Origin of the sequence: Streptomyces sp. NPDC006739 (genome assembly GCF_042869815.1) — a bacterium.
GTDB lineage: Bacteria > Actinomycetota > Actinomycetes > Streptomycetales > Streptomycetaceae > Streptomyces.
Genome location: NZ_JBIAGM010000014.1, coordinates 142,930 through 166,564, shown reverse-complemented (window position 1 = coordinate 166,564; position 23,635 = coordinate 142,930). Strand labels below are relative to the sequence as shown.

At 70.0% G+C, this 23,635-nt stretch carries 21 protein-coding genes and 3 pseudogenes; 13 read left to right on the top strand and 11 right to left on the bottom strand.

What is annotated here, in order from left to right:
- Nucleotides 1-207: 207 nt before the first annotated feature.
- Complete coding sequence (locus tag ACFYMM_RS26945; RefSeq protein WP_388390832.1) at nt 208-882, top strand: hypothetical protein; 675 nt, start codon at nt 208-210, stop codon at nt 880-882.
- Nucleotides 883-1,036: 154 nt separating this feature from the next.
- Here ACFYMM_RS26945 and ACFYMM_RS26940 read toward each other — a convergent pair whose 3' ends face one another.
- Complete coding sequence (locus ACFYMM_RS26940) at nt 1,037-1,963, bottom strand: LysR substrate-binding domain-containing protein (protein ID WP_388390830.1); 927 nt, start codon at nt 1,961-1,963, stop codon at nt 1,037-1,039.
- Between the two features lie 116 nt (nt 1,964-2,079).
- Here ACFYMM_RS26940 and ACFYMM_RS26935 point away from each other — a divergent pair, with 116 nt between their 5' ends.
- The 8 genes and pseudogenes from ACFYMM_RS26935 (at nt 2,080) to ACFYMM_RS26900 (ending at nt 8,583) form a co-directional block, all read left to right on the top strand.
- Nucleotides 2,080-2,892 (top strand): inositol monophosphatase family protein, encoded by an 813-nt coding sequence (locus ACFYMM_RS26935; RefSeq protein ID WP_388390828.1) that lies wholly within the window; start codon nt 2,080-2,082, stop codon nt 2,890-2,892.
- A 47-nt stretch (nt 2,893-2,939) separates the two neighbouring features.
- Nucleotides 2,940-3,584 (top strand): NADPH-dependent F420 reductase, encoded by a 645-nt coding sequence (locus tag ACFYMM_RS26930; protein ID WP_388390826.1) that lies wholly within the window; start codon nt 2,940-2,942, stop codon nt 3,582-3,584.
- A gap of 26 nt (nt 3,585-3,610) precedes the next feature.
- Nucleotides 3,611-3,889 carry an acyl carrier protein gene (locus tag ACFYMM_RS26925; protein WP_388390824.1) on the top strand — a complete coding sequence of 93 codons (279 nt, stop codon included), beginning with the start codon at nt 3,611-3,613 and terminating at the stop codon, nt 3,887-3,889.
- 50 nt (nt 3,890-3,939) lie between these two features.
- Nucleotides 3,940-4,080 (top strand): annotated as a pseudogene (locus ACFYMM_RS26920) (AMP-binding protein); the annotation flags it as partial.
- Between the two features lie 25 nt (nt 4,081-4,105).
- Nucleotides 4,106-4,705: a cytochrome P450 gene (locus tag ACFYMM_RS26915; protein WP_388390823.1), complete on the top strand. Its 600-nt coding sequence runs from the start codon at nt 4,106-4,108 to the stop codon at nt 4,703-4,705.
- A gap of 422 nt (nt 4,706-5,127) precedes the next feature.
- Nucleotides 5,128-6,129: an NAD-dependent epimerase/dehydratase family protein gene (locus ACFYMM_RS26910; RefSeq protein ID WP_388390821.1), complete on the top strand. Its 1,002-nt coding sequence runs from the start codon at nt 5,128-5,130 to the stop codon at nt 6,127-6,129.
- Between the two features lie 420 nt (nt 6,130-6,549).
- Nucleotides 6,550-7,767, top strand: a complete 1,218-nt coding sequence (locus tag ACFYMM_RS26905; protein WP_388390819.1) for an arylsulfotransferase family protein — start codon at nt 6,550-6,552, stop codon at nt 7,765-7,767.
- Nucleotides 7,768-7,908: 141 nt separating this feature from the next.
- Nucleotides 7,909-8,583: a hypothetical protein gene (locus ACFYMM_RS26900; protein WP_388390817.1), complete on the top strand. Its 675-nt coding sequence runs from the start codon at nt 7,909-7,911 to the stop codon at nt 8,581-8,583.
- A gap of 30 nt (nt 8,584-8,613) precedes the next feature.
- Here ACFYMM_RS26900 and ACFYMM_RS26895 read toward each other — a convergent pair whose 3' ends face one another.
- Nucleotides 8,614-9,645, bottom strand: a complete 1,032-nt coding sequence (locus ACFYMM_RS26895; protein ID WP_388390815.1) for a saccharopine dehydrogenase family protein — start codon at nt 9,643-9,645, stop codon at nt 8,614-8,616.
- A 103-nt stretch (nt 9,646-9,748) separates the two neighbouring features.
- On the opposite strand from ACFYMM_RS26895, the gene ACFYMM_RS26890 reads away from it, so the two are divergent.
- Entirely contained in the window at nt 9,749-10,822 is a 1,074-nt protein-coding gene (locus ACFYMM_RS26890; protein ID WP_388390813.1) for a helix-turn-helix domain-containing protein, read from the top strand.
- On the opposite strand, the gene ACFYMM_RS26885 is transcribed toward ACFYMM_RS26890, so the two are convergent.
- The gene (locus ACFYMM_RS26885; RefSeq protein ID WP_388390811.1) at nt 10,737-13,466 is read right to left on the bottom strand and encodes a SpoIIE family protein phosphatase; all 2,730 of its coding nucleotides are present in this window, start codon (nt 13,464-13,466) and stop codon (nt 10,737-10,739) included. The two genes, ACFYMM_RS26890 and ACFYMM_RS26885, sit on opposite strands and share 86 nt — an antisense overlap.
- Before the next feature lie 577 nt (nt 13,467-14,043).
- On the opposite strand from ACFYMM_RS26885, the gene rox reads away from it, so the two are divergent.
- Nucleotides 14,044-15,564, top strand: coding sequence for a rifampin monooxygenase (rox, locus tag ACFYMM_RS26880; RefSeq protein ID WP_388390809.1), 1,521 nt, complete (start codon nt 14,044-14,046; stop codon nt 15,562-15,564).
- A 125-nt stretch (nt 15,565-15,689) separates the two neighbouring features.
- On the opposite strand, the pseudogene ACFYMM_RS26875 reads toward rox, so the two are convergent.
- A pseudogene (locus ACFYMM_RS26875) lies at nt 15,690-15,989 on the bottom strand (ADP-ribosylglycohydrolase family protein); the annotation flags it as partial.
- Between the two features lie 278 nt (nt 15,990-16,267).
- Nucleotides 16,268-16,954 carry an NADPH-dependent F420 reductase gene (locus tag ACFYMM_RS26870; RefSeq protein ID WP_388390805.1) on the bottom strand — a complete coding sequence of 229 codons (687 nt, stop codon included), beginning with the start codon at nt 16,952-16,954 and terminating at the stop codon, nt 16,268-16,270.
- Between the two features lie 73 nt (nt 16,955-17,027).
- Between ACFYMM_RS26870 and ACFYMM_RS26865 the strand changes: the two genes are divergently transcribed.
- Nucleotides 17,028-17,399, top strand: a complete 372-nt coding sequence (locus ACFYMM_RS26865; RefSeq protein WP_388390803.1) for a winged helix-turn-helix transcriptional regulator — start codon at nt 17,028-17,030, stop codon at nt 17,397-17,399.
- Nucleotides 17,400-17,712: 313 nt separating this feature from the next.
- On the opposite strand, the gene ACFYMM_RS26860 is transcribed toward ACFYMM_RS26865, so the two are convergent.
- Entirely contained in the window at nt 17,713-18,042 is a 330-nt protein-coding gene (locus tag ACFYMM_RS26860) for a WhiB family transcriptional regulator (protein ID WP_388391001.1), read from the bottom strand.
- 240 nt (nt 18,043-18,282) lie between these two features.
- Between ACFYMM_RS26860 and ACFYMM_RS26855 the strand changes: the two genes are divergently transcribed.
- Nucleotides 18,283-18,948: an RICIN domain-containing protein gene (locus tag ACFYMM_RS26855; RefSeq protein WP_388390801.1), complete on the top strand. Its 666-nt coding sequence runs from the start codon at nt 18,283-18,285 to the stop codon at nt 18,946-18,948.
- Nucleotides 18,949-19,021: 73 nt separating this feature from the next.
- Here ACFYMM_RS26855 and ACFYMM_RS26850 read toward each other — a convergent pair.
- The 5 genes and pseudogenes from ACFYMM_RS26850 to ACFYMM_RS26830 all read right to left on the bottom strand — a co-directional run.
- A pseudogene (locus ACFYMM_RS26850) lies at nt 19,022-19,290 on the bottom strand (lactate utilization protein C); the annotation flags it as partial.
- A 117-nt stretch (nt 19,291-19,407) separates the two neighbouring features.
- Entirely contained in the window at nt 19,408-20,397 is a 990-nt protein-coding gene (locus ACFYMM_RS26845) for an aldo/keto reductase (protein ID WP_388390799.1), read from the bottom strand.
- A 13-nt stretch (nt 20,398-20,410) separates the two neighbouring features.
- Nucleotides 20,411-21,166: an SDR family NAD(P)-dependent oxidoreductase gene (locus ACFYMM_RS26840; RefSeq protein WP_388390797.1), complete on the bottom strand. Its 756-nt coding sequence runs from the start codon at nt 21,164-21,166 to the stop codon at nt 20,411-20,413.
- Complete coding sequence (locus tag ACFYMM_RS26835; protein WP_388390795.1) at nt 21,163-22,524, bottom strand: L-fuconate dehydratase; 1,362 nt, start codon at nt 22,522-22,524, stop codon at nt 21,163-21,165. Before ACFYMM_RS26835 ends, ACFYMM_RS26840 begins: the two co-directional genes overlap by 4 nt.
- A 26-nt stretch (nt 22,525-22,550) precedes the next feature.
- Nucleotides 22,551-23,405, bottom strand: a complete 855-nt coding sequence (locus ACFYMM_RS26830; RefSeq protein WP_388390793.1) for a fumarylacetoacetate hydrolase family protein — start codon at nt 23,403-23,405, stop codon at nt 22,551-22,553.
- Between the last annotated feature and the right edge of the window lie 230 nt (nt 23,406-23,635).

Sequence of the window (23,635 nt, the reverse complement as noted above, 5' to 3'; positions counted from 1 at the left end):
CCGCACGGCGAGCGCCTTCCGACGCGGGGCCGCGCATCGAATGCGACCAGGGGAGAGCCTGAGTACCGCCGGTCACGTGTGCGTTTACGTAGTTTCCCCGATGCCGGCGATCCGGAAGTTCCGGGAGGGTGGCCGTGCGTACGTGCCCACAGTTTCCGGTCGGCCCACACGGCGGAGCGTGGCGTGACGCAGAAGGAGGACATGCGCATGACTACGCGGCCATCGGGCGATGCCCCGCTCAGCGACTCGGCGGACGAGGTGGACCTCCCCTGGGTTTTCGTCAGACCCGACAGCGGGACCAGCAAGGCCCTGCTCATCAAGGGGTCGCCCCTCATCGCCATCGGGACGCTGCGTTTGGGTCTGATGATGGCCAGGGGCCGCGGTACGTCAGCGGGGTCAGGGATGACGGGTCTGGTGATCGGGATCCTGGCAGTCGTGTTCCCGCTGCTCTGGGTCGGCGCGCTGATCGGTCTGCGCTGGGCCAACGCCGGTATCCGCCTGGAAGACGGCGTCCTGACGGTGCGTGACCGATGGAACCGCAAGGTCCTGCACACCCCGGTGTCATCCCTGACGGGGTTGCACACGGTCAGGGTGCCCGTGGACGGTCCGCACGGCAGCCGGATCGTCATCACCTCCAGAGGCCACCGGCCTGTGCTCATCGACGCCCGGCTGTGGGACGCGGAAGGGCTCCGGGAGTTGTGGCAGCACCTGCGCCTTCCTTTCCAGGACCACGGTTTCCTCAAGTGGCCTCTGCTGAAGAAGCGCTTTCCCGGCATACCCACGCCGTGGCGTCACGTCCACAGCGTCCTGTTCACCCTGCTCATCGTGCTCGGCGGCATCGCGTACATCGCCCTGATCGTGAACCTGCCCTTCCTCCTGTGACCGACCGGATACAGCGACGGTGAGATATGAGGCTGGCCGGCGGCAGGCTGGTCACCCGGGTGGTGCACACGCTGGTGTGTTGGGGCTGACCCGGCAGCACCGGAACCCTCGCAGGGCCGGTCGTATCACCACGGGACGTCCGCCGACCGCAGCGTCAGCGGATGTGTTCGCTCGTAACTGGTGGTGGAAAAAGTGCCTGGACGGTTGCGGTGGCCGTCTCTCGCAGCCAGGTGTGGGCGCGGTCGTCGTCGTAGCGCTGGTGCCACAGCAGGTACAGGGGGACGTCCGGCAGCGGTAGTGGCGGCGGCAGTGTGACAAGACCGAGTTGTTCCCGGGCCGCGCGGGTGACCGCGGCGGGGAGGGTGACGACCAGGTCGGTGTCGAGGGCGAGTTGCAGTGCGAAGGCGGCGGTGGGCCCGGCGGCGACGACGCGTCGTTCGAGGCCGCGGGTGGTCAGGGCGTCGTCGATCGGGTCGCGCAGGCTTCCACGTCGCGAAACGGTGAGGTGTTCGGCGGCTGCGTAGCGCTCGATGCTCAGCGGGCCTTCGGTGAGTGGGTGGCCCGGTCGGACGGCGACGACCAGTCGGTCGCTGCCGACGAGGCGGTGGCGGATGTCGGGGAGCGTCGGAGCGCTGGAGCTCGATTCGAGTTCGACCTCACCCCGGCGCAGTTCGGCGTCGTCCGTCCCGGGTTCGGCGGACAGGCGCAGCCGGACGCCGGGGGCCCGGCGGTGGACGGTGGTGATCAGGGCGGTGCCGCAGGCGGCGGTCAGGGCGTCGTGCCAGCGCACGGTGAACACCCGGTCCAGAGCTGCCAGGTCGAGTTCCCGCTGCGCGGACAGAAGCTGGTGAGCCTGCTGTACGAGGGCGTGGACCTGGGCGCGCATGGCCAGTGCGCGGGTGGTGGGAACCATGCTGCGACCGGTGCGGACCAGGATCTGGTCACCGGTGGCCTTGCGGATGCGGCCCAGGGATCGGCTCATGGCCGGCGCGGTGACATGGAGGCGTGCTGCGGCGCCGGCGACGCTGCCCTCTTCCAGCAGTGCGTCCAGGGCCGTGAGCAGGTTCAAATCCAGTTGCATGGCAGTAAATCTACAACTGAATAGCATGCACTTGTTGTTAATGAGCGGGAGGCATACCTTCGAAGTGCGGGCGCGGGGACGAGCCGCCCGCACACATCGAACCCAGGGAGCCCCTCATGAGCACAGCCATGCCCTTCGCCGCCGGCACGACGCTCCTCTCCGAGGTGACCGCCGCGGTGAAGACCGCAGGCCTCACCCTGCGCGACCGCCACACCCCGCACGCCCGGGGAGTGAGTCTTGAGGAGGTCGTCGCCGAGATCCACGCCAACGACGACGCGGTGCTGGACGTGCTGCGGGAGCCGCTGCTGCGGGCCAGGCCGGGATCGCAGTGGGCCGAGGACGAGCTGGCCGGCGGTGCGCTCCCGTCGGGGGAGTGGTGGGTCGTCGACCCCGCCGAAGGCAACATCAACCACGTTCACGGCATGGAGGACTGGGCAGTGACCGCCACCCTGGTCCGCGACAACCAGCCGGTGCTCACCGTCGTCCACCTGCCGCTGACTGGCGACACCTACACCGCCGTCGCCGACGGCGGTGCCCGCCTCAACGACCGGCCCCTGAAGGTGTCCGCCAAGACGGATCTGGGTGCCGCGCTCGTCGGCACCGGCCAGGCCAGGCCCGGCGAGGACGAGCGCACCTTCCGGCGGATCGGTGACTCGGTCACCGCCATGCTCGTCAACGGCCTGGTCGTACGCGTGTCCGTTCCCGCCACGATGCAGCTCATCCACGTCGCGGCCGGACGCACGGATGCCTTCTGGCAGTTCTCCGACGTCCGCTCCGGTCTGGTCGCCGGTGCGCTGCTGGTCTCCGAGGCCGGAGGCTCCGTCACCGACCTCGCGGGCAGGCCCTGGAACACGGGCAGCCGCGACTTCCTGGCCGCCACCCCCGGCATCCACGCCGCCGCCCTCAAGGTCCTGTCGCCGATCGCCTGACCGGACACCTCGCTCCACCCACCTCACACCGCAAGGAGCATCACCTCGTGACCAGCATCGGCATCCTGGGCGCCGGCCGCGTCGGCGCCAACCTCGCCGGCAAACTTTCCGCAGCCGGACACCGCGTCACCCTCGGTGTCCGGAACCCGGAAGGGACCGCGGCCCTCGCCGCCGGCATCGCCCCGCAGTTTGCCCTGGCCGACCAGCGCACCACCGCCCGCACCGCGGACATCGTGATCAACGCGACGCCCGGCGACACGGCCCTTGACCGCCTGGCGGCCCTGCGCACCGAGCTCTCCGGGAAACTTCTCGTAGACGTCTCCAACGCCACCCGCGACGCCGATGACGGCCTGCCCCGCGACCTGTGCTACCCCGGCAGCAGCCTCGCCGAGCAGCTCCAGACCGCACTCCCCGAGACCCATGTGGTCAAGACCCTCAACACCATGCTGTTCATGGTCATGACCGCTCCCGAAACCCTGGCCACCCCACCGACCGCCTACCTCTCGGGCGATGACCAGAACGCGAAGAAGACCGTCACCGGCCTACTCGGCGACCTGGGCTGGCAGCCCGCGTGGATCGAGGACCTCGGCGGCATCACCACAGCCCGCGCCACCGAGGCCATGATCCTCATGGTTCCCCACGTCCTGCGCCGACACGGTTTCAAGCCCTTCGCCGTCTCCCTCACCCGCTGAACCACATCCGGTTCGGTCCGGCCGCGGTGAAGGTGCGGCGCACGAGATCGTCGTGCACCGGCGGGCCGGCCCTCTCACCCCGGCCACGCCTATTCCGCGATCGCCTCCTCCAGCAGGGAGCCCGCCCAGGACCGGACACCGCGCGCTTCGACTCGCTCCACGCGCTGCAGATCGTGCTGGAGATCGAGCAGCACTACGACATCGAGGTGGAGGACCGCATCGTCTTCGAGACGAGCACCGTGCGGGAGTTCGCGGCCGCGATCGCCAAGGTGATCGCGGAGACCGGTGCGGAGCCGCTTTCGTGACCCTGTTCGCGGCGCTCGGCCGCGTCGCCGCACAAGGGTCCGGGCGGGGCATGCACGTGCTGCGCCGGGGCAAGGACGGCGACGCCCTGTCCTACGGCGACCTCTTCGCCGAGGCCGGGAGGGTGGCCGCGGGGCTGCTGTCACGCGGGGTGCGACCCGGCGAACGGGTCGCCCTCGTCCTGCCGACGTCGGTGGACTTCGCGCGCGCCTGTCGCGTTGAGCTCACTGCTCGGCGCGCCGGTGGCGGACCGGCCCGCTTTCGACGCCGCCGTCACCGGCCTGTTCGACATGACGCCCCAAGGAGTCCGCAGAAGAGGCCGCCACGTCCTGACTCTCATCCAGTACATGTCCTCACTGATCGAAAGAAAGAGAGAAGTGCCGGGGCAGGATCTCCTGAGCGCTCTGGTGCAGGTCGAGCAGTCGGGTGAGATCTCCCGCACCGAGTTGATCAATCTCGGACTGGCACTTCTCATGGCTGGTTACGAGACCACCGCCCATCAACTGAGCCTTGCCATCCTCGAACTGCTCACCGGTGACACGGCCGACGGGAAATCTGTGGAGGCGCTGGTCGAGGAATTGCTCCGCAAGACGCCGTCCACACCCGTCAGTTTCCCTCGAGTGGCCACCGAGGACCTCGTCCTGGGCGGGACGACGGTGTGCCAAGGAGAAGCCGTCATCGTCTCGTTGCTGCACTGCAACCATGACGCCGAAGTATTTTGCACGTCGGGTGTGAGGACCAACGCCCGTCGACCTACGCACCTCACATTCGGACACGGTGCCCACCGGTGCGTGGGCGCGCCGCTGGCCTGCAGATGAAGATCGCCCTGACCCGCTTGTGGCAGCGCTTCCCCGGTCTGCGACTCGCACCAGCGGAGGGGGCCCTGGTGTGGCGGGCGGGCCTCGCGACGCGCGGTGTGTCGAGGCTGGTCGTCGAGTGGTAACCGAACTGCTCGGCGTCCATCGACGTCAATCGTCGTGGGCGCCCACGGCCGGTCCGCCGTCGCCACCCTCCTGCCGGTGTGGCTGGTGAACGTGTCGGTGAACCCGGCGTGCAGGTCCGAAACGTCCGTGACGGTGAAACGGCACGGTGATCCCTCCTCGTGGCACAGGACGACCACATCAACGTGCCAACACCCCTGACCCCGCCACCTTCTACGGCGGCGACCACAAGGGCTGCACCGACTCTGCTCTCGGCGAAGCAGGGACCGCATGCTGGCAGCCCGTGCTTGAGTGACCCGATGAAGATCTTGGTGCTGGGGGGAACGGCGTGGGTGGGCCGCGAGGTCTCGCGGCAGGCATTGGAACGTGGGCATCGGGTGACCTGCCTGGCCCGCGGGGAGAGCGGCGAGGTCGCCGAGGGCGCCGAACTGATCTCTGCCGACAGACGTGACCCGTCAGCGTACGAAGGCCTGCCGGGTCAGGAGTGGGACGCCGTGGTCGAGGTGTCGTGGCAGCCGGGCTTCGTGCGCGGTGCCCTGGCGGCGCTCGGTGAGAGCACGGGCCACTGGTCGTACGTGTCGTCGGTCAGCGCCTATGCCTCGCACGCGCGGCCGGACGCGGACGAGTCGGCGGGACTTCTTCCCGCGGCCGAGCGGGACGAGGCCGACCACACCGAGTTCGGGCAGGCCAAGGTGGCCTGCGAGGAGGCCTTGGCGACCGCAGTGGGCGACCGGCTCCTCATCGCGCGGGCGGGACTGATCGGCGGCCCCGGAGACCACAGCGGCCGCTCCGGGTACTGGGTCGCCCGAGCCGCCCGCGAGCCGCTGGCCCCGCTGCTGGTGCCGGCCTGCCCCGGCCTTGCGACGCAGGTGGTCGACGCGCGAGACCTCGCCGCGTGGCTGCTCGACTGTGCGGAGAACGGGACGACCGGAACGTACGACGCGGTCGGTCCGATCGTGCCCTTGGGGGAGTGGGTGGCGCTGTCGCGGGAGATCGGCGGGCATGTGGGGCCGGTGGTGGAGGCGGACGACGACTGGTTGCTCGGGCAGAAGGTGGTCCAGGCCATGGGCCCGGAGTCGCTCGCGCTGTGGGTGGCCGACCCGGACTGGGCCGGCTTCAGCGCGCGCACTGGCGCGGCGGCGACCGCGGCCGGCCTGCGGCACCGGCCTCGGGCGGAGCTTGTGGCGCAGACCCTGAGCTGGGAGCGGGAACAAGGTCTCAACCGGCCCCGCCGGGCAGGCCTGAGCAGCCGGCGTGAGCGCGAACTACTGGAAACGTGGGCTGGAGCGGCGCGGAAGTAGGCACCGGCACGACCTCTGCGCTCCTGGCACTGCTCCGGAACGGCCGCGCCGGGTGACGTCACGGCGTCACCCGATCCGAGTCCCGGCCGGTCGTGCTGTTCGCTGCGTGGACGTTGATTGACGCTTCGGTCCGTGCGCGGCTACGTTCTGCCGTATGCAGCGGCGGAAGATCCTCACGACGCGCGGTCACATCGACCACATGCGGGTGTGTTCTGCCGCGTGTCGTCCCTGTTGAGAGCCGTTCCGCCTCCAGTGGCATCCAACCGCGCCTGACCCCCCACGGGTTGCGCGGTAGCTCCTTCCCGTAGTTGCCGTCTCCCACTGCGCACGCCCGGTCGGGTGTGCGCGTGTGTGCCTACTTCGCATGCCCGTGACCGAGCCGCCCGGTTCGGTGACGGGCATGCCAGAAACGGACATCCGATGCGTCACGACTCCATACCCGCGCGGGTACTCATCGCTGCGGCCACCACTGCCGTCACAGGCCTGCTGCCCCTGGCCGGCACCGCGTCCGCGACCCCGGACGGCAAGCCGCTGCCGCCGGTGACGGTTCTTGCCGACAAGGGCACGGCGAGCCGCGGGGACATCTTCGTCTCGCCGAACTCGGCGAACACTGCCTACTCCAGCGGAGTGGAGATCCTGAGCGGCGACGGCAGGCGTGTCGTGTGGTCCCACAAGACGCCGGCCGGGCAGCAGGCGGCGGACTTCCGTGCCCAGACCTACCGGGGCAGGCCGGTTCTGACCTGGTGGCAGGGCACCGGGCTCGGTTCCCTCGCGAGTGGGGTGGACTACGTCTACGACGACCGGTATCAGAAGGTCGCCGAGGTCCGTGCCGGGAACGGGTACACCGCCGACGGGCACGAGTTCCTGATCACCGGTCGTGGCACGGCACTGATCCTGGCGTACAAGCAGGAGACCGCCGATCTGACGGGCATCGGCGGCTCCGCGCACCAGGCGGTCATCGACGGGGTGGTGCAGGAGGTGGACATCCGCACGGGCCGGGTCCTGTTCCAGTGGAGGGCGGCCGATCACGTGCCGTACGCGCAGAGCGAGCAGCCGCTGCCGTCGTCGCCGGACAAGCCGTGGGACTGGTTCCACATCAACGCGGTGAAGCCCGACACCGATGGCGACCTGCTCGTCGATGCCCGCAACACATGGACGACGTACAAGGTCGACCGCCACGACGGCACCGTGCTGTGGCAGCTCGGTGGCAAGGCCGGCACGTTCAGGGAACAGGCCGCGCCCGGCCAGTACCTGAACACGGCCGGGACGATCTTCTCGTGGCAGCACGATCCCGAACCGCTCGGCGGCGGCCTGTACAGCTGGTTCGACAACGAGTCCGCGGGGGCCGCGAACACCGGTGCCGGGGCGGTGGAGGAGCTTCCGTTCAGCCGTGTCGTCACCGTCCGCGTGAACGAGAAGGCGCGTACGGCGACGCTGGTGAAGTCCGTTGACCAGCCGGACTACCTCAGCGCGTCCTCGCAGGGCAACGCACAACCGCTCAGCGGTGGAGGGAAGTTCGTCGGATGGGGGTCGCTGCCGTACTTCTCCGAGTTCAACTCCTCGGGTGAGGCCGTGTTCAAGGCCCGGTTCCCCACGGGCGTGAACAGCTATCGCGCCTACCGCTTCCCCTGGAAGTAGCCGGCGACTCCGCCGCATCCAACCAAGCAACCCCAGGGCCCTCACCGACACTCGCTACACTGCCCGCCATCCTGTCGCGGCGTTTCGGAGTTGGTGGGAGCACTGCGCTTGGCAGGATCCACGGGCGGAAGAAGGAAGACCATGCGGCGTGCTGTTGCTCTGACGCTGTGCTCGGGGATGCTGGCCGCCACCGCGGCGTGCGCCGGGTCCCCGCCGGGGGACTCGGCGGCGCCGAAGAGGCCGTCGGCCGGTGCCGCGACCGCGCCGTCGGCAGGCAGCAGCAGCCCGAGCGCCAGGGCGGCCACCTCATGCCCGGATGGCGTCCAGGCCCACGGCGCGCCCTCACCCGCTGCGGGCAAAGGCAGTCCCGACGACACCGCGCAGGCACAGGCACTCACCCAGGCAGTCGGTGATGAGGAGTTCAACGCTGCGTACGCGGACATCTTCGGCACGGTCATCGACGGCTACACCCGGGGACGGGTGGCGCTGTGCGTCACGGACGTGGCGCGCGGCAGATTGCTCGCGAAGGCGGCCAAGCGCGCGCACCCGGCCGTCGACCTCAGCCGGCTCGACATCCTTCCCTGCCGCTACTCCGAGGGGACACTGCAGACGGCCGTCCGCGGGCTCATGGCGCACAACGGCACGACCATCGCGGGGTTTCCCGTCTACCAGATCGGTCCGGCCACGGACAGTTCCGGCATCCAACTGGTGACCAGCCAGGCAGGCAGCACCTCAGCGGCCTTGCGTCGCTACCTCACCTCGCGCCTGGGCGGCATCGCCTTCACCGTCGGCAAGGGGGAGAGGCCGGTTGGCTGAGCATGGCGCAACACGCCGACGGGCTGCCCCTTACGGGCGCAGTTCCAGGGTGATGTGCGGGGACAGCGCGGCCAGGAAGTCGGGCGCGTCGAAGACCTCGCCGGCGGAGGCCACACCGACTGTCCTGGTCCGGCCGGTGAGGACGCGGTGGACCGCTTCCACCGCGAGCGGCGCGGTGACGGCGTAGATGTCCTGGCCCCGGGCTACCGCGCGCCGTTCGGCGTCGCCGGAGCGTACAACGACGTCCACGAGGAAGGTCTGAGCGGAGCGCCCGTGTTCGTCGACCGCGGTGGGGGCCGGCGCGTGGGGTGCCACGACGCCGCCGGCCGCTTCGGTGGTCATGTAGGTGCGCACCTCCGGGATCGGAAGGTGGCTCGGGATGGTCACTACGTCGGCCATCGTGAACTCGCCGATGACCGCCCTCGTGCCCAACGGGTGGGGGAAGGGCCACTTCAGGGTGGGCAGTTCGTCGTCGTGGTACTCCAGTCGCCCGTTCCTGAACCGGACGCGGCGGCCACCACGCCGCTCGACGGAGACCTTGCCCGCGGCGCGCGTGCCCTCCGTGGGTTCCCAGCTGCTGAGGCCGTACGCGATGTGCGCCTCGTCGGCCTGCGTCCACTCGCCCATCGCGGCGGTGGTCAGCAGGTCGCCGAGGCCGCCGTAGAAGGCCATCGCGGGAACGACGACCGTGCCCGCTTCGCGGGCGCGGTCGGCGAAGCGCGCGAACGTGTCGGCGTTTGCCTCGATCTCGGCCGCCACATCGACGTAGGGGATCCCGGCACGCAACGCTGCTTCGATCACGGGTGCGGCCGTGGTGGCGAAGGGACCCGCACAGTTGATGACGGCTGCCACGCCGTCCAGCGCCCGGTCGAGCGAGGCCGGGGCGTCGACCGACGCGGGACGGACTTCGAGTCCGGGGTGCTCGTCCGCCAGCGCCCTCAGCTTGTGGACGTCGCGCCCGGCCAGGACCGGAACGAATCCCCGCTCCTCGAGGTGTGCCACGACGAACCGGCCGGTGTGCCCGTATGCGCCGTACACCGTCACCGTCTGCCCCGCTGCCATGACTTCTCTCCTGTGCTCGGAAATGACCAACTGCGGCCATCCTGGCTTGGTTGAATCGTCAACAGTGAGTGTCTGGAACGACATGTGCCGTACAGTTTCGGACATGAGAACTGTCGCGCTGGCCGTCACCGAAGGGATGCTGCACTTCGAACTCTCCGTTGCCCACGAGGTCTTCGGCTCCGCCCCGGCCGGGGTCACCGTTCCCTGGTACGACCTCACGGTCTGCGGGCCGGGCATCGTGCCCTTCGGCCGGTTCCACCTGGAGCCCGACCACGGCCTGGGCCACCTCCAGAGCGCCGACACCGTGATCGTCCCCGGCTGGGCCGACGTCGACGTGCGCCCGCCCGCCGAACTGGTCGACGCGGTGCGCGCGGCCCATGACGCGGGCGCCCGCGTGGCCTCCCTGTGCACCGGCGCGTTCGTCCTGGCCGCAGCCGGCCTGCTGGACGGGAGGCGCGCCACCACCCACTGGCAGCACACGGGCGTCCTGGCCGCGCGCTACCCCGACGCGGAGGTCGACCCGGACGTGCTCTATGTGGACAACGGGAGCGTGCTCACCTCCGCCGGCAAGGCCGCCGCGCTGGACCTGTGCCTGCACCTGGTCCGGGTCGACTACGGCTCATCGATCGCCAACGCCGTGGCCCGCCGCTTGGTCGTCCCACCGCACCGGTCCGGCGGGCAGGCCCAGTTCGTCACCGCCCCCGTGCCCGCCCAGAGCGATCACCCGCTCACCGCCCTGTTCCCCTGGATCATCGAACGACTCGACCAGCCGCTGACCGTGGAGGACCTGGCCCGCCAGGCCCGGATGAGCTCACGCCACCTGGGCCGCCACTTCCGCGCCGCAACCGGCACCACTCCCCTTCAATGGCTGCTGGACCAGCGGATCCGCCACGCCCAGGAACTGCTGGAGAAAACCGACGACAGCATCGACACCATCGCGGCAGCCACCGGCATGGGCACCGCCACGACACTGCGCCGGCACTTCAACCGCACCCTCGGCGTCCCCCCGGACACATACCGCCGCACCTTCCGCTCACGAACCCACTGGGCCGAGACCTGCCCGCGGTTCCGCGACGCGGTCGAACGGCACTTCACCGCTGTGCCGACGGCCTCGCCGTCCGGTGCGGGGACGGGAGCGGCTCCTGCCCCTCCGGGACCATCTGCTCGGCCCAGATGACCTTCCCGGCTGGCAGGTAGCGGGTGCCCCAGCGGTCGGCGAGCTGCGCGACCAGGAACAGTCCTCGGCCACCCTCGTCGGTGTCGGTGGCGTAGCGCAGATGCGGCGAGGTGCTGCTGGAGTCCCAGACCTCGCAGATCAGGCTCCGATCGCGCAGGAGGCGGACGCGGATCGGGCCGGCGGCATGACGGATGGCGTTGGTGACCAGTTCGCTGAGGATCAGTTCCGTGGCGAACGCGACGTCCGTCAGGCCCCACTGCGCCAGCTGCCGGCCGATCCGTTCCCGTGTGCCGGCCACCGCGGCGGGATCGGAGGGGACCTCCCAGGTGGCCATCCGGTCGTCCGCGAGCGTGCGGGTGCGGGCGACGAGGAGGGCGATGTCGTCGGTGGGATGCGTGGGGAGCAGAGCGTCCAGCACCGTCGCACAGGTCTGCTCGCACGTCCGGTCGCCGTCTGCCAGGGCGGCACGCAGCAGCTCCAGCCCTTCGTCGATGTCGCGGCCGCGGTCCTCGACGAGGCCGTCGGTGTACAGCACCAGCCGACTGCCCTCGGGCACGTGCAGGTCGACGGTCTCGAAGGGGAGCGCTGCCAGGCCCAGCGGCGGTCCGACCGGTACGTCGGGGAAGCGCACGGTGCCGTCGGGCAGGACGAGGGCGGGCGGGGGATGGCCCGCGCGGGCCACGGTCCAGACCTCGGTGGTCGGGTCGTAGACCGAGTAGAGGCAGGTGGCGCCCGTGATCGCCGCCGAGCCGTCGCCGCCGGTCTCCTCGTGGTCGATGCGGGCGACCAGGTCGTCCAGGTGCGCCAGCAGTTCGTCGGGCGCCAGATCGAGGGCGGAGAAGTTGCGTATCGTCGTGCGCAGCCGGCTCATGGTCGCCGCCGCGTGCAGACCGTGTCCGACGACATCGCCCACGGCCAGGGCGACGCGGGCGCCCGAGAGCGGGATGACGTCGAACCAGTCGCCGCCGACCGACTGCGCCGGCAGGTAGCGGTAGGCCAGTTCGACGGCGCTCTGTTCCGGCATGGCTCTCGGCAGGAGGCTGCGCTGCAGGGTGACGGCCGTGGCGTGCTCGCGGGTGTAGCGGCGTGCGTTGTCTATGGTGAGCGCGGCACGGGCGACCAGCTCCGCGGCGAGGGACAGGTCGTCCTCGTCGAACGGCGCCCGCTCGCGGGAACGCCAGAAGTAGACGACGCCCAGCAGGACGCCGCGGGCGCGCAGCGGGACCACGATGCGTGAGCGGATGCCCGCGTCGATGATCGCGTCGGCCCGCTCCGGTGCCTGCGCCCGCCATTCCCGGGTGGCGGTCAGATCGGGTTCGAGTACGGCTTGGCCCTGGTCGAATGCCTGGGCCTGGGGAGTGGCCGGGTCGAGTCCGAACCGGTCGCCCAGCGGGATGAAGGGATGCGTCTCACCCAAGCCGTGCACGGCCGTGCGGCGCAGCCGGACATCACCCGGTCGTTGCGGTTCCTCGCCCCGCAGCACCGCCTCCACCAGATCCACGGCGGCGAAGTCGGCGAACTGCGGTACCCCGACATGCGCGAGTTCCTCGACGGTCCGGGTGAGGTCGAGCGTGGTGCCCACGGCTCCGCCGGCATCGTAGAGCAGTTTGAGGCGCCGGCGCACGGCTTCCGCCTTCTGCGAGAGCAGTCGCAGTTCGGTGGAGTCCCGCAGCGTGGCGACGCTGCCGGGCGGCCCGCCGTCGCGCCCGGTCGGCCAGCTGTTGATCACCAGCAGCCGGTCGTCCACCATCAGGACCTCGTCCCGGACCGTCTGCCCCGGGGCCAGGAGGAGACTCACCGCCGGATCGAGCCCGATCTCGCCGAGGTGCCGTCCCTCGAGCCGGTCCGCAGACAGGCCGAGAAGCCGGCGCGCCTCGCTGTTGATCACGGTGATGCGGCCCTGCGCGTCGCAACCGACCACGCCCTCCCGGATGCCGTACAGCGTGGCCTCCCGGTCCTGCAGCAGGCCCGCGATCTCCTCCAGCTCCAGACCGAAGGTGCTCCGCTTGAGCCTGCGGGCGAGCAGGAACGCGGCGAGGACTCCCACGCCGAGGGCGATTCCGACGTAGACGCCGAACGCCTTCAGCTCCTGTCCGAACTGGGTGGCCGCCCGGGTCTCGGGGATGCCCGCGGAGACCTCGCCGACGAGTCGGTGGCTCGGCCCCGGCGCGTAGACCGGCACGATGCCGTTGGCCGACCTGCCGGTGGCACCCATGTCGATCCGCACGTGCGACCTGCCGTCCCGCGCCACGATCGGCTCGGACACCGGCCGGCCGATCAGTGCGGGCAGGGGATGGGAATGGCGGATGCCGTGCAGGTCGATGACGACCACGAAGGACGCGCCGGCGTCACCGGCAATGCGTTGCGCCACCGCCTGCACGACACCCTGCGGACCGGGCGGCGTGCCCGCAGCCAGCGCGCCGCGGATCTGGGGATCGCGAGCCGCCGTCTGCGCGATGGACACGGCACGCTGCTCGAAGTAGTCGTCCAGCTGCCCGCGCTGAGTGAAGGCGAACAGCGCGAAGCCGATCACGCTGGTCACCGTGAGGATGGCCAGCTGGGCGAGGAGGATCCGTTGCGACAGCCTGCGCCTGCGGCCGTGCGGAAGGTGCGGACCCCGTCGGCGCTGGGATCGCTCGAGCACGCTGCTACGACCCTTCATCGCACGGTGTGAATCGCACGGTGTGATACGTCATCTTCGTCTTTGGGTGGCGAACCAGACGATTGCCTGGGCGGTCTTCCGTGTCCGTTGGGCGCACCGCACCGAGACCGGCGTCCCGCAACACCCACCAGCCGGCAGTCGCTGCCCGTGACGGTCACCGCGAGCTCCGGTACACCGGAGCGCATGCCGACGGCGGCTGGGACATGACGCCTCCCTGCAAGTGGGAGGGGCCGTCGAGTGAGCGTGGAGACGGGCCCCTCCGTCACCACGATATTTCGCCGGGCTCGCGGTGCCAATCGCGGTCGCCGAATGACGGCCGTGACGAGAAAGCCGTGGCACGCGGAGCGGCGCCGGAAGGGTTGGGAAGACCTCTGGAAAAGGGTTGGACGGGGCGACGCCCGGGCTTGTAGCTTGCAGCTGGACCGTGACACCGCCCGAGGAGGTGAGACCCATGAACGAAGTATCGACGTGGGTGCTCCCCCTTTCCGCCACGGCCGGCGACTGACGTAGGTGTCGCCGGGAGCGCCTCCACAACAGGCACTCCTGAAGGGCAACACCTATGGACTCTCCACAGTTCACCGCCGAGCCGTCGGCGAACAATACGGTGGGCGACATCCCCGGACTCCGGTCTTCGACCCCTGGCGCAGACCGCGAGCCCCTGTTCGACGTGATCATTGCCGGGTGCGGGCCGACCGGCGCGATGCTGGCCGCCGAACTTCGGCTGCACGGTGTGCGGGTACTCGTTCTGGAGAAGGAAACCGAGCCCGTGTCGTTCGCCCGCATCGTCGGCCTGCACATTCGCAGTCTCGAGCTGATGGCCATGCGCGGACTGCTGGAGCGCATTCTCCAGCACGGAAGGAAGCGACCGGCCGGCGGTTTCTTCGCCGCCATCCCCAAACCCGCGCCCCAAGGCCTGGATTCCGCGTACGCCTATCTGCTGGGCATCCCGCAGCCGGTCGTCGTTCACCTTCTTGAGGAACATGCGATCGAACTGGGAGCGCAGGTCCGGCGCGATGGTGCGGTGGCCGGTTTCGAGCAGGACGACGAGGGGGTGACCGTCGAGCTGGCCGACGGGAAACAGCTGCGTGCGCGCTATCTCGTCGGCTGTGACGGCGGCCGCAGCACAGTGCGCAAACTGCTCGGCGTCGGCTTCCCCGGTGAGCCCTCAAGGACCGAGACACTGATGGGCGAGATGGAAGTGGGCGTACCGCAGGAGGAGATCACAGCCAAGGTGGCCGAAATCGGCGAGACCCAGAAGCGGTTCTGGCTCCGGCCCCTCGGCGCAGGGGTGTACAGCGTCGTAGTCCCCGCCGCGGGAGTCAGCGATCGCGCGGAACCGCCCGCCCTCGAGGATTTCAAACAACAGCTGCGCACCGTCGCCGGAACCGATTTCGGCGTGCACTCCCCGCGCTGGTTGTCCCGCTTCGGGGATGCCACCCGGCTGGCCGAACGCTATCGGGTGGGGCGTGTGCTGCTGGCCGGCGATGCGGCACACATCCATCCACCCACCGGCGGACAGGGCCTCAACCTGGGCATCCAGGACGCGTTCAACCTCGGCTGGAAACTGGCCGCACATATCCGGGGCTGGGCGCCGAAGACGCTGCTGGACACCTACCAGACCGAACGCCATCCGGTCGCCGAGGACGTTCTGGACAACACCCGCGCCCAGATGGAACTGCAGTCCACCGAACCGGGCCCGCAGGCCGTACGCAGGCTGCTCACCGAACTGATGGACTTCGACGAGGTGAACCGTTGTCTCATCGAGAAGATCACCGCGATCGGCGTTCGCTACGACTTCGGTGAAGGCCCCGACCTGCTCGGCCGCCGCCTGCCCGACATCGACGTGAAACAGGGCCACCTCTACGGCCTGCTGCACGGCGGCCGCGGCCTGCTGCTGGACCGTACCGAACGCCTGACCGTCGGCGGCTGGTCAGACCGGGTCGACTACCTCGCCGACCCCACCGCGGCACTGGATGTTCCGTGCGTGCTGCTGCGCCCTGATGGCCACGTCGCCTGGATCGGCGACGATCAGCATGACCTGGACGACCACCTCTCCCGCTGGTTCGGCACCGCTGACTGATGTGGTCCGAGCAGCGGAGAGGCCCGGCGAGGAGGATCGGAACGTCCGGTAACGACTGACCGGCGGACGGCTGGAGGCAGCATCGGCCCTGGTGCTCCGGCGCCAGGGCCGTCCTGCGAGGCGGGTCAGCCTCCGAGGCGGTGTGCGAGGTGGAGCAGATCTGCCAGGTGCAGTACCCGTCCGTCGAATCCTGGGAGGGGGACATGGAGCGGGCAGGTCCAGTGGGCGGGGATTGCGTCCAGCCCGTAGTACGCCCCCGCGAGGCCTCCGGTCACCGCGGCGACGGTGTCCGTGTCGCCGCCGAGGTCGATCGCCGCGCGTATCGCTTCTTCGAAGCTGGTGGTGGTGCGCACGGCCCAGACGGCTGAGCCCAGACAGGGCCAGACGGCACCGTTGAACTCGGTTGCCTGATCGGGATGCCAGTCCCGCTCCATCCACGCAGGTTATCCGCGCCCCGCCGCGCAGTCGCGCGGCGAGTGGGGCGCGGAAGCCGTTCTACTCGGGTTGTGCGTTGGTGGGCAGCGTTCTTGGCGGGCCCGGTGTCCCGGCCCAGGTCCACTTCCGGTCCGGAGTGCCGACGGCCCCGTAGGGCCGATGGCGCGTCGCATTCAGCCCCGCCTCACGCAGGGTGTCCAGCACAGCTGGCGCCGGCCTCGTCGGAGCTGGACGATCCGGTGGAGGGGTTGGCCGAAGAGGGCGAGCATCATCGCGGTACGGCCGCCGCACCGCCTTCCGTTTCCTGCCCGCGCGGTCCGGCCGCGTATGCCAGCGGTGGTGCGATTGCCTGCGCATCCGCTCCCTCGCCGACCCACAGGGCGATGAACAGCGCGGCGGTCGCCTCCAGGAGTCCGGCACGTTCGAGACCTCCGCCGGCCACCGGTTCGCAGCCCACGTCCCGCACCAACCCGCGTACACGCACGAGGGCCGTCTCGTCGTCCCCGCAGACCGGAACGGCCAGTGGCCGCCCACCGAAGACAGGCGGCCGCATGCGCCACACGTCCTCGTGGCAGAGGTTGAAAGCCTTGACCACGTGGGCTCCCGGTGCCGCCGCGGCAAGTCGCTGCGCGGCCGAGGGGCCCTGTTCCGTCAGCAGCCGGAAGCCCGGCCCGATCGGATTCGAGCAGTCGATCAGCACCTTGCCCTCCAGGGCCGCGTGCAGGTCCCGCACCGCGTCTGCTCCCGCCCCGAAGGGCAGCGCGGCCAACACCACCTGACCGGACTCCGCCGCCGCGCGCAGACTGGCAGGCTTCGCGCTGCCTCCGATGCGCGCCGCCAGCAGCTCCGCCTTGCGCGCGTCCCGTCCCCCGATGATCACCTCGTGCCCGGCCCGCACCCAGTGGGTGGCGAGCGCGTCGGCCATGTTGCCCGTGCCCAGTACACCGATTCTCATCACGTAGTCCTCTCCGTGCCTGCTTCGACCGTTCACCCCGAAGCTAGAAGGCCGTTCGGGCACCATGTGGTACGTGACGACCGACGCCTTCCTCGCCGACTGCCGCGCCCGCCTCGCCTTCGACCTGCTTTCCAACACCTGGAACGCCGTGGTGCTCTGGGCACTGCGCGACGGCCCCAGGCGCCCGGTCGAACTACGCGAGCGGATCGGAGGCATCAGCTCCAAGGTCCTCACCGAGACGCTGCGGCGGCTGCAGTTCAACGGACTGGTCGACCGGCGGGCTGACCCCGACGCGCCATCGCGGGTCGACTACCGGCTCACCGCTCTGGGCCGGACCTTGCTGGCGCCCATCGACGCCTTCGGCGCGTGGGCCTTCGAGTACGGCGACGAGGTGATGGCCGCCCAGGAAGCAGCATGCACTTCCGACCCGCGGTCCCCTCGTTGACGAACGACGGCGGTCGGCGTCGAGGGCACGGTGTGTATGGGCGGAGAGGGCAGGATTCGAACCTGCGTGGGCCCCGAAGGGCCCGGCCATGAGCTGTGCTCTGGTCCCCGATCAGCCACTCCGGGCACCTCTCCTCGTGTCCGGCGGCCGTGGTGGGTGCCGTTCACGTGAACAACTTTGGCAGTTGGCGCTGACAGGCGTCTGATGAGCCGCTGACGCGGTCCAGCGCTGGTGGGCGGGGCGGCGGGCCCGGTTCATCAGCCAGCTCATCCACGGCCGCAAGGACGCCCACCTCTCCTCGGTGAGCGGCAAGTCAGTGACTCAGTCCGTGATCTTCACGGGCATCGTCACCGCGACGCCGGGCCGCAGGCGCTGGATTTGTCGTCGCTCGTCGAATGGCCCGGCGTTGGGTGGCGGTGGTGGCACCCCAGATACCGTCGTCCTCGCCGTGCTCGATTGCCCAGGTGCGACAGGCGATGAGTACGTCGCAGCGACGGCATACCGCTTGCGCCCGGGAAGTCTCTGAGCCAGGCACTGCGAGATCTGAGAGAGGGAAGAAAAGATCGGGATCCTCTCCAATGCATGCAGCTCTATCGCGCCAGTCGGAAGTCGACGGTTGGCGTCCGCTGGGTGAGCAGGGCATGGTGCACCTCTTGAGGGTCATTCCAGGCACGGTTGATTGCTACGGCGCACTGTGGCGCCGCAGTCCCGGCAGAGGTTTGGAAAATCTTAAACAGAAATGACTGATTCTCGCTAGAGCGCCCAGAAATGCCTCACGGTATATGCCGTGTGCGGTGGTGGTGGAGATTACGAAAAGGCTGCCTTCTTATTCGGAAAGTGACCGCCGTCCGACCGCCTCCGCCCGCATGCCTGGCGTACGCACGTGCAGCACGGACGCGAGGCTACGCACGGCTCACGTCGGCCGACCGCGCTGCTGTGCCAGATCGAGGGTTCCACCGACAACAGCACCTGGACCATGCTCGCCGACAGCACCGCCACCGCCGGCACGAGCCAGGTCCAGACGGTGGTGTTCCAGGCCCAGGCACGGTACGTCCGGGTCACCGTCACCGGGCTGCCGGCCGGCGCGTGGGCGTCCATCCGCAACCTGGAGGTCCACGACCGGCCCTTCAGCGCCGACCTGGGCACCTACAAGGTGATCAACCGCAACAGCGGCAAGGCGCTGGACGTCAACGGCGCCTCGACCGCCGACGGCGCCACCCTCATCCAGTGGCCCTATGGCGGCGGCACCAACCAGCAGTGGACCCTCCTGCCGAACACCGACGGATCCTTCCGGCTGGTCAACGGCAAGAGCGGCAAGCTCCTGCAGAGCCCGAACTCCACCCAGGGCGCCACCCTGACCCAGGGCACCGACAGCGGCGACGACACCCAGTGGTGGAAGCTGGTCCCCTCGACCACCAGCGGCTACTACCGCCTCGTCAACGTCCACACCGGATGGTGCGCCGACGTATCAGTGGGTCGACCGCCGACGGCGCCAATGTCATCCAGTGGCCCGTCGCCGGTGGCGCCAACCAGGACTGGCAACTCGTGACCCTCTGACCGGCAGCTCATGGAGCCGTGCCGCGGGTGGAACCGACCTCACGTATGGTCGTCCCGCCCGGCCGCTACCCGTTCGTGATCACGATGATGTCCAGGATGCGCGGCCCATGTACGCCTTCCACCCGGTCGACTTCGATGTCGCTGGTGGCCGAGGGGCCGGAGACGAGCGTAAGCGGCCGGTACGGGTCCAGCCGGCTCAGCGCCTCGGGTACGTCGGAGACGATCTGGTCCCCCCCCGGACCAGGCAGATGTGCTGGTCCGGCAGCAGGGTCAGCACTCTGCGTCCCTGACCGGGACCGTGGTCGAGGGCCACGGTCCCGGTGACGGCGGGGGCCGGACGTCCGTCGGGCTCTTCACCGAGCGCGCCGCCGAGTTCCCCGGGCCGGCGCGGGCGTGTCCCGGGGATGGAGGGTGTCGTTGAAGCAGGTGATGAACAGGGCGATGCGCACCGTCAGTCTCCGTGAGGTGTCGGTGTCCCGGCGGGCATCCGGCCGGTGGTGAGCAGCTCGCGCCACAAGGGTCCGGGGACGGGGTGGTCGAGCATGGCCGCGGCGTCGCGTATGTGTGCGGCGGAGCGGGCACCGACCAGCACGCTCGCCACGGCCGGGTGGCCGAAGGGGAAGCGCAGGGCCGCCGCCCGCAGCGGTACGCCATGCCGTTCCGTGGCCGCCTTCAGCTCCAGGGCCCGTTCCAGCAGATCCGCCGGCGCCTCGGCGTAGTCGAAGGTGGCGCCCGGTCGGGGATCGGCGAGCAGGCCGGAGTTGAAGACCCCTCCGATGACGACGCTCACGCCCCGCTCGGCGGCGGCGGGCAGCAGGTCGGTGAGGGCCTTCTGGTCGAGCAGTGTGTACCGGCCGGCCAGCAGGACGGCGTCGACGTCCGTGTCGCGGACGAAGCGCGTCAACGCTTCGGCCTGGTTCATGCCCGCGCCGATGGCGCCCACCACCCCTTCGGAGCGCAGCCGCTCCAGCGCCGGGTAGGCCTCGCGCAGGGCCTGGTCGAGATGGTCGTCCGGGTCGTGCAGGTACACGATGTCCACGGCGTCCAGGCCGAGCCGTTCGAGGCTGGCCTCGACACTGCGCAGTACTCCGTCGGCGCTGAAGTCCCACACCCGGCGGTGGGTCGCGGGGACGGCGAAGCCCTGTGCGAGGTCGTCTCCGGTGGCTTCTGCCAGTGGCTCCAGGAGACGTCCTACCTTGGTGGAGACGGTGTACTCGCCTCGCGGCCGCCGGGCGAGCGCCGCACCCAGCCGCCGTTCCGAGAGGCCGAGGCCGTAGTGGGGAGCGGTGTCGAAGTAGCGGATGCCGACGTTCCAGGCGGCGTCCACCGCCGCGGCGGCCTCGTCGTCGCCGACGGGCGTGAAGAGGTTGCCGAGAGCGGCCGCACCGAAGGCCAGGTCGGTGACCGCGACACCGCTGTGTCCCAGTTCCTTGTATCGCATGGAGGTTTGCCTCTCACTTCCCCGGCGGGCGGAGTCTGAGCCCCGCCATGCCGCCGTCGACCGCCAGGGTGGTCCCGGTGACCGACGCGGCCGAGGGGCCGGCCAGGTAGACGATGGCCGCGGCGACCTCCTCGGCGGAGACCAGCCGGCCCAAGGGCTGGCGGGCGTTCAGCGCCGCCCGCTCCGCCTCCGGGTCGTCGGCCGACGCCAGCAGCCGGGCCACCCACGGTGTGTCGGCCGTACCCGGATTGACGCAGTTGACCCGGATGCCCTCGCGGACATGGTCGGCGGCCATGGCCAGGGTGAGTGAGTGCACCGCGCCCTTGCTGGCCGAGTACAGGGCCCGCTGCGGCAGGCCGGCGGTGGCGGCGATGGAGCACGTGTTCACGATGGCGGCGTGCGCGGATTCCCGCAGGTAGGGCAGTGCGGCCCGTGTGGTGCGGACGATGCCGAGGACGTTGATGTCGAGGACCTGGTGCCACTGCTCGTCCGTATGGTCCTCGATGGTGCCGACCGCGCCGATCCCCGCGTTGTTGACCAGGATGTCGATGCCGCCCAGTCGCCCGGCGGCCTCCGCGACGGCGGCGCGCACCTGGCCGTCGTCGGCCACGTCGGCCCGGACCGGTATGAGCGGCTCCCGGACCCCGGACGGGTCGAGGTCGAGAACGGCGACCTTCGCTCCCCGCTCCGCCAGCAGGTCCGCGGTGGCGCGCCCGATCCCCGAGGCGCCGCCGGTCACGACGGCCCGCAGGTCCCTGAACTCGCTCATGCCGCCGCCTCCCGGCCGACGGTGTCCGCGGTGCCGGCACCGGCCAGGCCGGCGGCCCAGAACTCACCGTCCGGATAGCTGAACCGGGCGATCGACTCGGGCAACATCCGGGCCGAGAAGCCGGGCGTCCTGGGCGCGGCATAGTGGCCGTCCCGGATCACCACCGGGTCGGTGAAGTGCTGGTGCAGATGGTCGACGAACTCGATCATCCGGTTCTCGGTGGTGCCGGAGACCGAGAGGTAGTCGAACATCGAGAGGTGCTGGACCAGTTCGCACAGCCCGACACCGCCGGCGTGCGGACAGACCGGTATCCCGAACTTCGCGGCGAGCAGCAGGATCGCCAGGTTCTCGTTGACTCCGGCGACCCGTGCGGCGTCCAGTTGCAGCACGTCGACGGCGCCGGCCTGGAGCAGTTGCTTGAAGATGATCCGGTTGTGCACGTGCTCGCCCGTGGCGACCTTCACGGGCGCGACCCGGGTCCGGATGGCGGCGTGGCCGAGTATGTCGTCGGGGCTGGTCGGTTCCTCGATCCAGTACGGGTCGAACTCGGCCAGGGCCGTGATCCAGGTGACGGCCTCGTCCACGTTCCAGCGCTGGTTGGCGTCGATGGCGATCCGGATGTCCGGGCCGACGGCGGTGCGTGCAGCACGCAGGCGGCGGATGTCGTCGTCGAGGTCTGCACCGACCTTCAGCTTGATCTGGGTGAATCCGTCGGCCACGGCCCGGTGCGCCAGGCGGGTCAGCTTTTCGTCGCTGTAGCCGAGCCAGCCGGGTGAGGTGGTGTAGGCGGGGTAGCCGCGGGCGTGCAGGTCCAGCTCCCGGGCGGTCCTGCCCTGCCTGCCGCGTCGCAGTATCGCCACCGCCTCGTCGCGGGTGAGGGCGTCCTCGATGTAGCGGTAGTCGACCTGGCCGGCCAGCCACTCGGGCTCGGCGTCGGCCAGCAGTTGCCACAGCGGTTTGCCCTCGCGCTTGGCGGCCAGGTCCCACACCGCGTTGATCACCGCGCCGATGGCCATGTGCATCACGCCCTTCTCCGGGCCGAGCCAGCGCAACTGGCTGTCGCCGATCAGGTCGCGGTACAGAGAGCCGGGATCCGCGCACAACTCGTCGACGGACCGGCCCATCACGTGGGGCCGTAGGGCGTCGATCGCCGCCACCTGGATGTCGTTGCCCCTGCCGATGGTGAAGGTGAAGCCGTGGCCTTCGAGCCCTTCGCGCGCGTCGGTGCGCAGCACGAGGTAGGCGGCCGAGTAGTCGGGGTCGGGATTCATCGCGTCCGACCCGTCCAGTTCCAGGGATGTGGGAAACCGGATGTCATAGGTGTCGAGGGCGGTGATCCGCGGGGCGCTTGTGGGCACGGAAGGGCCTTTCAGTGGTGACGGGGTCAGGCTTGGGCGAAGGTCTGACGCTGGCTGCCGAGGCCGTCGATCGACAGCTCGACCGTGTCGCCGGGGCGCAGGTAGGGGCTGCCGGGCAGGCCGAGTGCCACGCCGGCGGGGGTGCCGGTGTTGATCACGTCACCGGGACGCAGCACCATGTACTGGCTCAAGTACCAGACCAGGTACGCCACATCGAAGATCATGTCCTTGGTGTGGCCGTCCTGGCGCGGCTCGCCGTTGACCGACAGCCGCAGCCCGAGCGCCTGCGGGTCGGGGACGGCGTCGGCGTTGACCAGCCAGGGGCCCAGCGGGTTGAAGGTCTCGCAGGACTTGCCGAGGTCCCACTGGGAGGAGAAATCCAGCTGGAACTCCCGCTCGGAGACGTCGTGGCTGACGGCGTATCCGGCGATGCACTCCCGGGCGGCCCGGGGGGTCTCCAGGTAGCGTGCGGTGGCGCCGATGACGACGGCCAGTTCCACCTCCCAGTCGGTCCGGGTGGAACCACGGGGGACGAGCACCTCGTCGTAGGGGCCGACCACGGTGCTGGGGTCCTTCATGAACACCACGGGGCGCTTCGGGACGGCCGCACCGGTCTCGGCGGCGTGGTCGCGGTAGTTGAGCCCGACGCACACGATCTTCCCGGGCCGGGCGACGGGTGGACCGATCCGCAGGCCGTCCCCCTGGGCGACTTCCGGGAGTTCGCCGGTCTCCAACGCGGCCCGGATCCTTCGTATGCCGCCACCGGCCAGAAACGTGCCGTCGATGTCCGAGGTGAGCGTGGTCAGGTCCAGCAGCCTGCCGTCGTCGGTGAGGACCGCGGGGGTTTCCTCCTGCGGGGCTCCCAGACGCATCAGTTTCATCGGTTGCAGCTCCTTGCGGGCCCGCGCCAGCCGCCTGACCAGCGTGAACATATTCCTCGGATGAATGGTGGGGCGAGGCATGACCATACGACCGGGCTCGCACCCACGCAAGCAGTCCTCCGATGATTCTGGCGGCGACGAAGGTCGTGTGTCGCATTTATCCGCGTATCGAGGCGGGAAAGATGAGTGCACTGTGGCCGAACCGCACAGTGACAGGTCACGAATTCAAT

Excerpts from the sequence above, each read along its gene's own strand:
- ACFYMM_RS26945 (WP_388390832.1), top strand. The coding sequence starts at position 208 with ATGACTACGCGGCCATCGGGCGATGCCCCGCTCAGCGACTCGGCGGAC.
- ACFYMM_RS26940 (WP_388390830.1), bottom strand. The coding sequence starts at position 1,963 with ATGCAACTGGATTTGAACCTGCTCACGGCCCTGGACGCACTGCTGGAA.
- ACFYMM_RS26935 (WP_388390828.1), top strand. The coding sequence starts at position 2,080 with ATGAGCACAGCCATGCCCTTCGCCGCCGGCACGACGCTCCTCTCCGAG.
- ACFYMM_RS26910 (WP_388390821.1), top strand. The coding sequence starts at position 5,128 with ATGAAGATCTTGGTGCTGGGGGGAACGGCGTGGGTGGGCCGCGAGGTC.
- ACFYMM_RS26905 (WP_388390819.1), top strand. The coding sequence starts at position 6,550 with ATGCGTCACGACTCCATACCCGCGCGGGTACTCATCGCTGCGGCCACC.
- ACFYMM_RS26900 (WP_388390817.1), top strand. The coding sequence starts at position 7,909 with ATGCGGCGTGCTGTTGCTCTGACGCTGTGCTCGGGGATGCTGGCCGCC.
- ACFYMM_RS26895 (WP_388390815.1), bottom strand. The coding sequence starts at position 9,645 with ATGGCAGCGGGGCAGACGGTGACGGTGTACGGCGCATACGGGCACACC.
- ACFYMM_RS26890 (WP_388390813.1), top strand. The coding sequence starts at position 9,749 with ATGAGAACTGTCGCGCTGGCCGTCACCGAAGGGATGCTGCACTTCGAA.
- rox (WP_388390809.1), top strand. The coding sequence starts at position 14,044 with ATGGACTCTCCACAGTTCACCGCCGAGCCGTCGGCGAACAATACGGTG.
- ACFYMM_RS26870 (WP_388390805.1), bottom strand. The coding sequence starts at position 16,954 with ATGAGAATCGGTGTACTGGGCACGGGCAACATGGCCGACGCGCTCGCC.
- ACFYMM_RS26860 (WP_388391001.1), bottom strand. The coding sequence starts at position 18,042 with ATGCCCTGCTCACCCAGCGGACGCCAACCGTCGACTTCCGACTGGCGC.
- ACFYMM_RS26845 (WP_388390799.1), bottom strand. The coding sequence starts at position 20,397 with ATGCGATACAAGGAACTGGGACACAGCGGTGTCGCGGTCACCGACCTG.
- ACFYMM_RS26840 (WP_388390797.1), bottom strand. The coding sequence starts at position 21,166 with ATGAGCGAGTTCAGGGACCTGCGGGCCGTCGTGACCGGCGGCGCCTCG.
- ACFYMM_RS26830 (WP_388390793.1), bottom strand. The coding sequence starts at position 23,405 with ATGAAACTGATGCGTCTGGGAGCCCCGCAGGAGGAAACCCCCGCGGTC.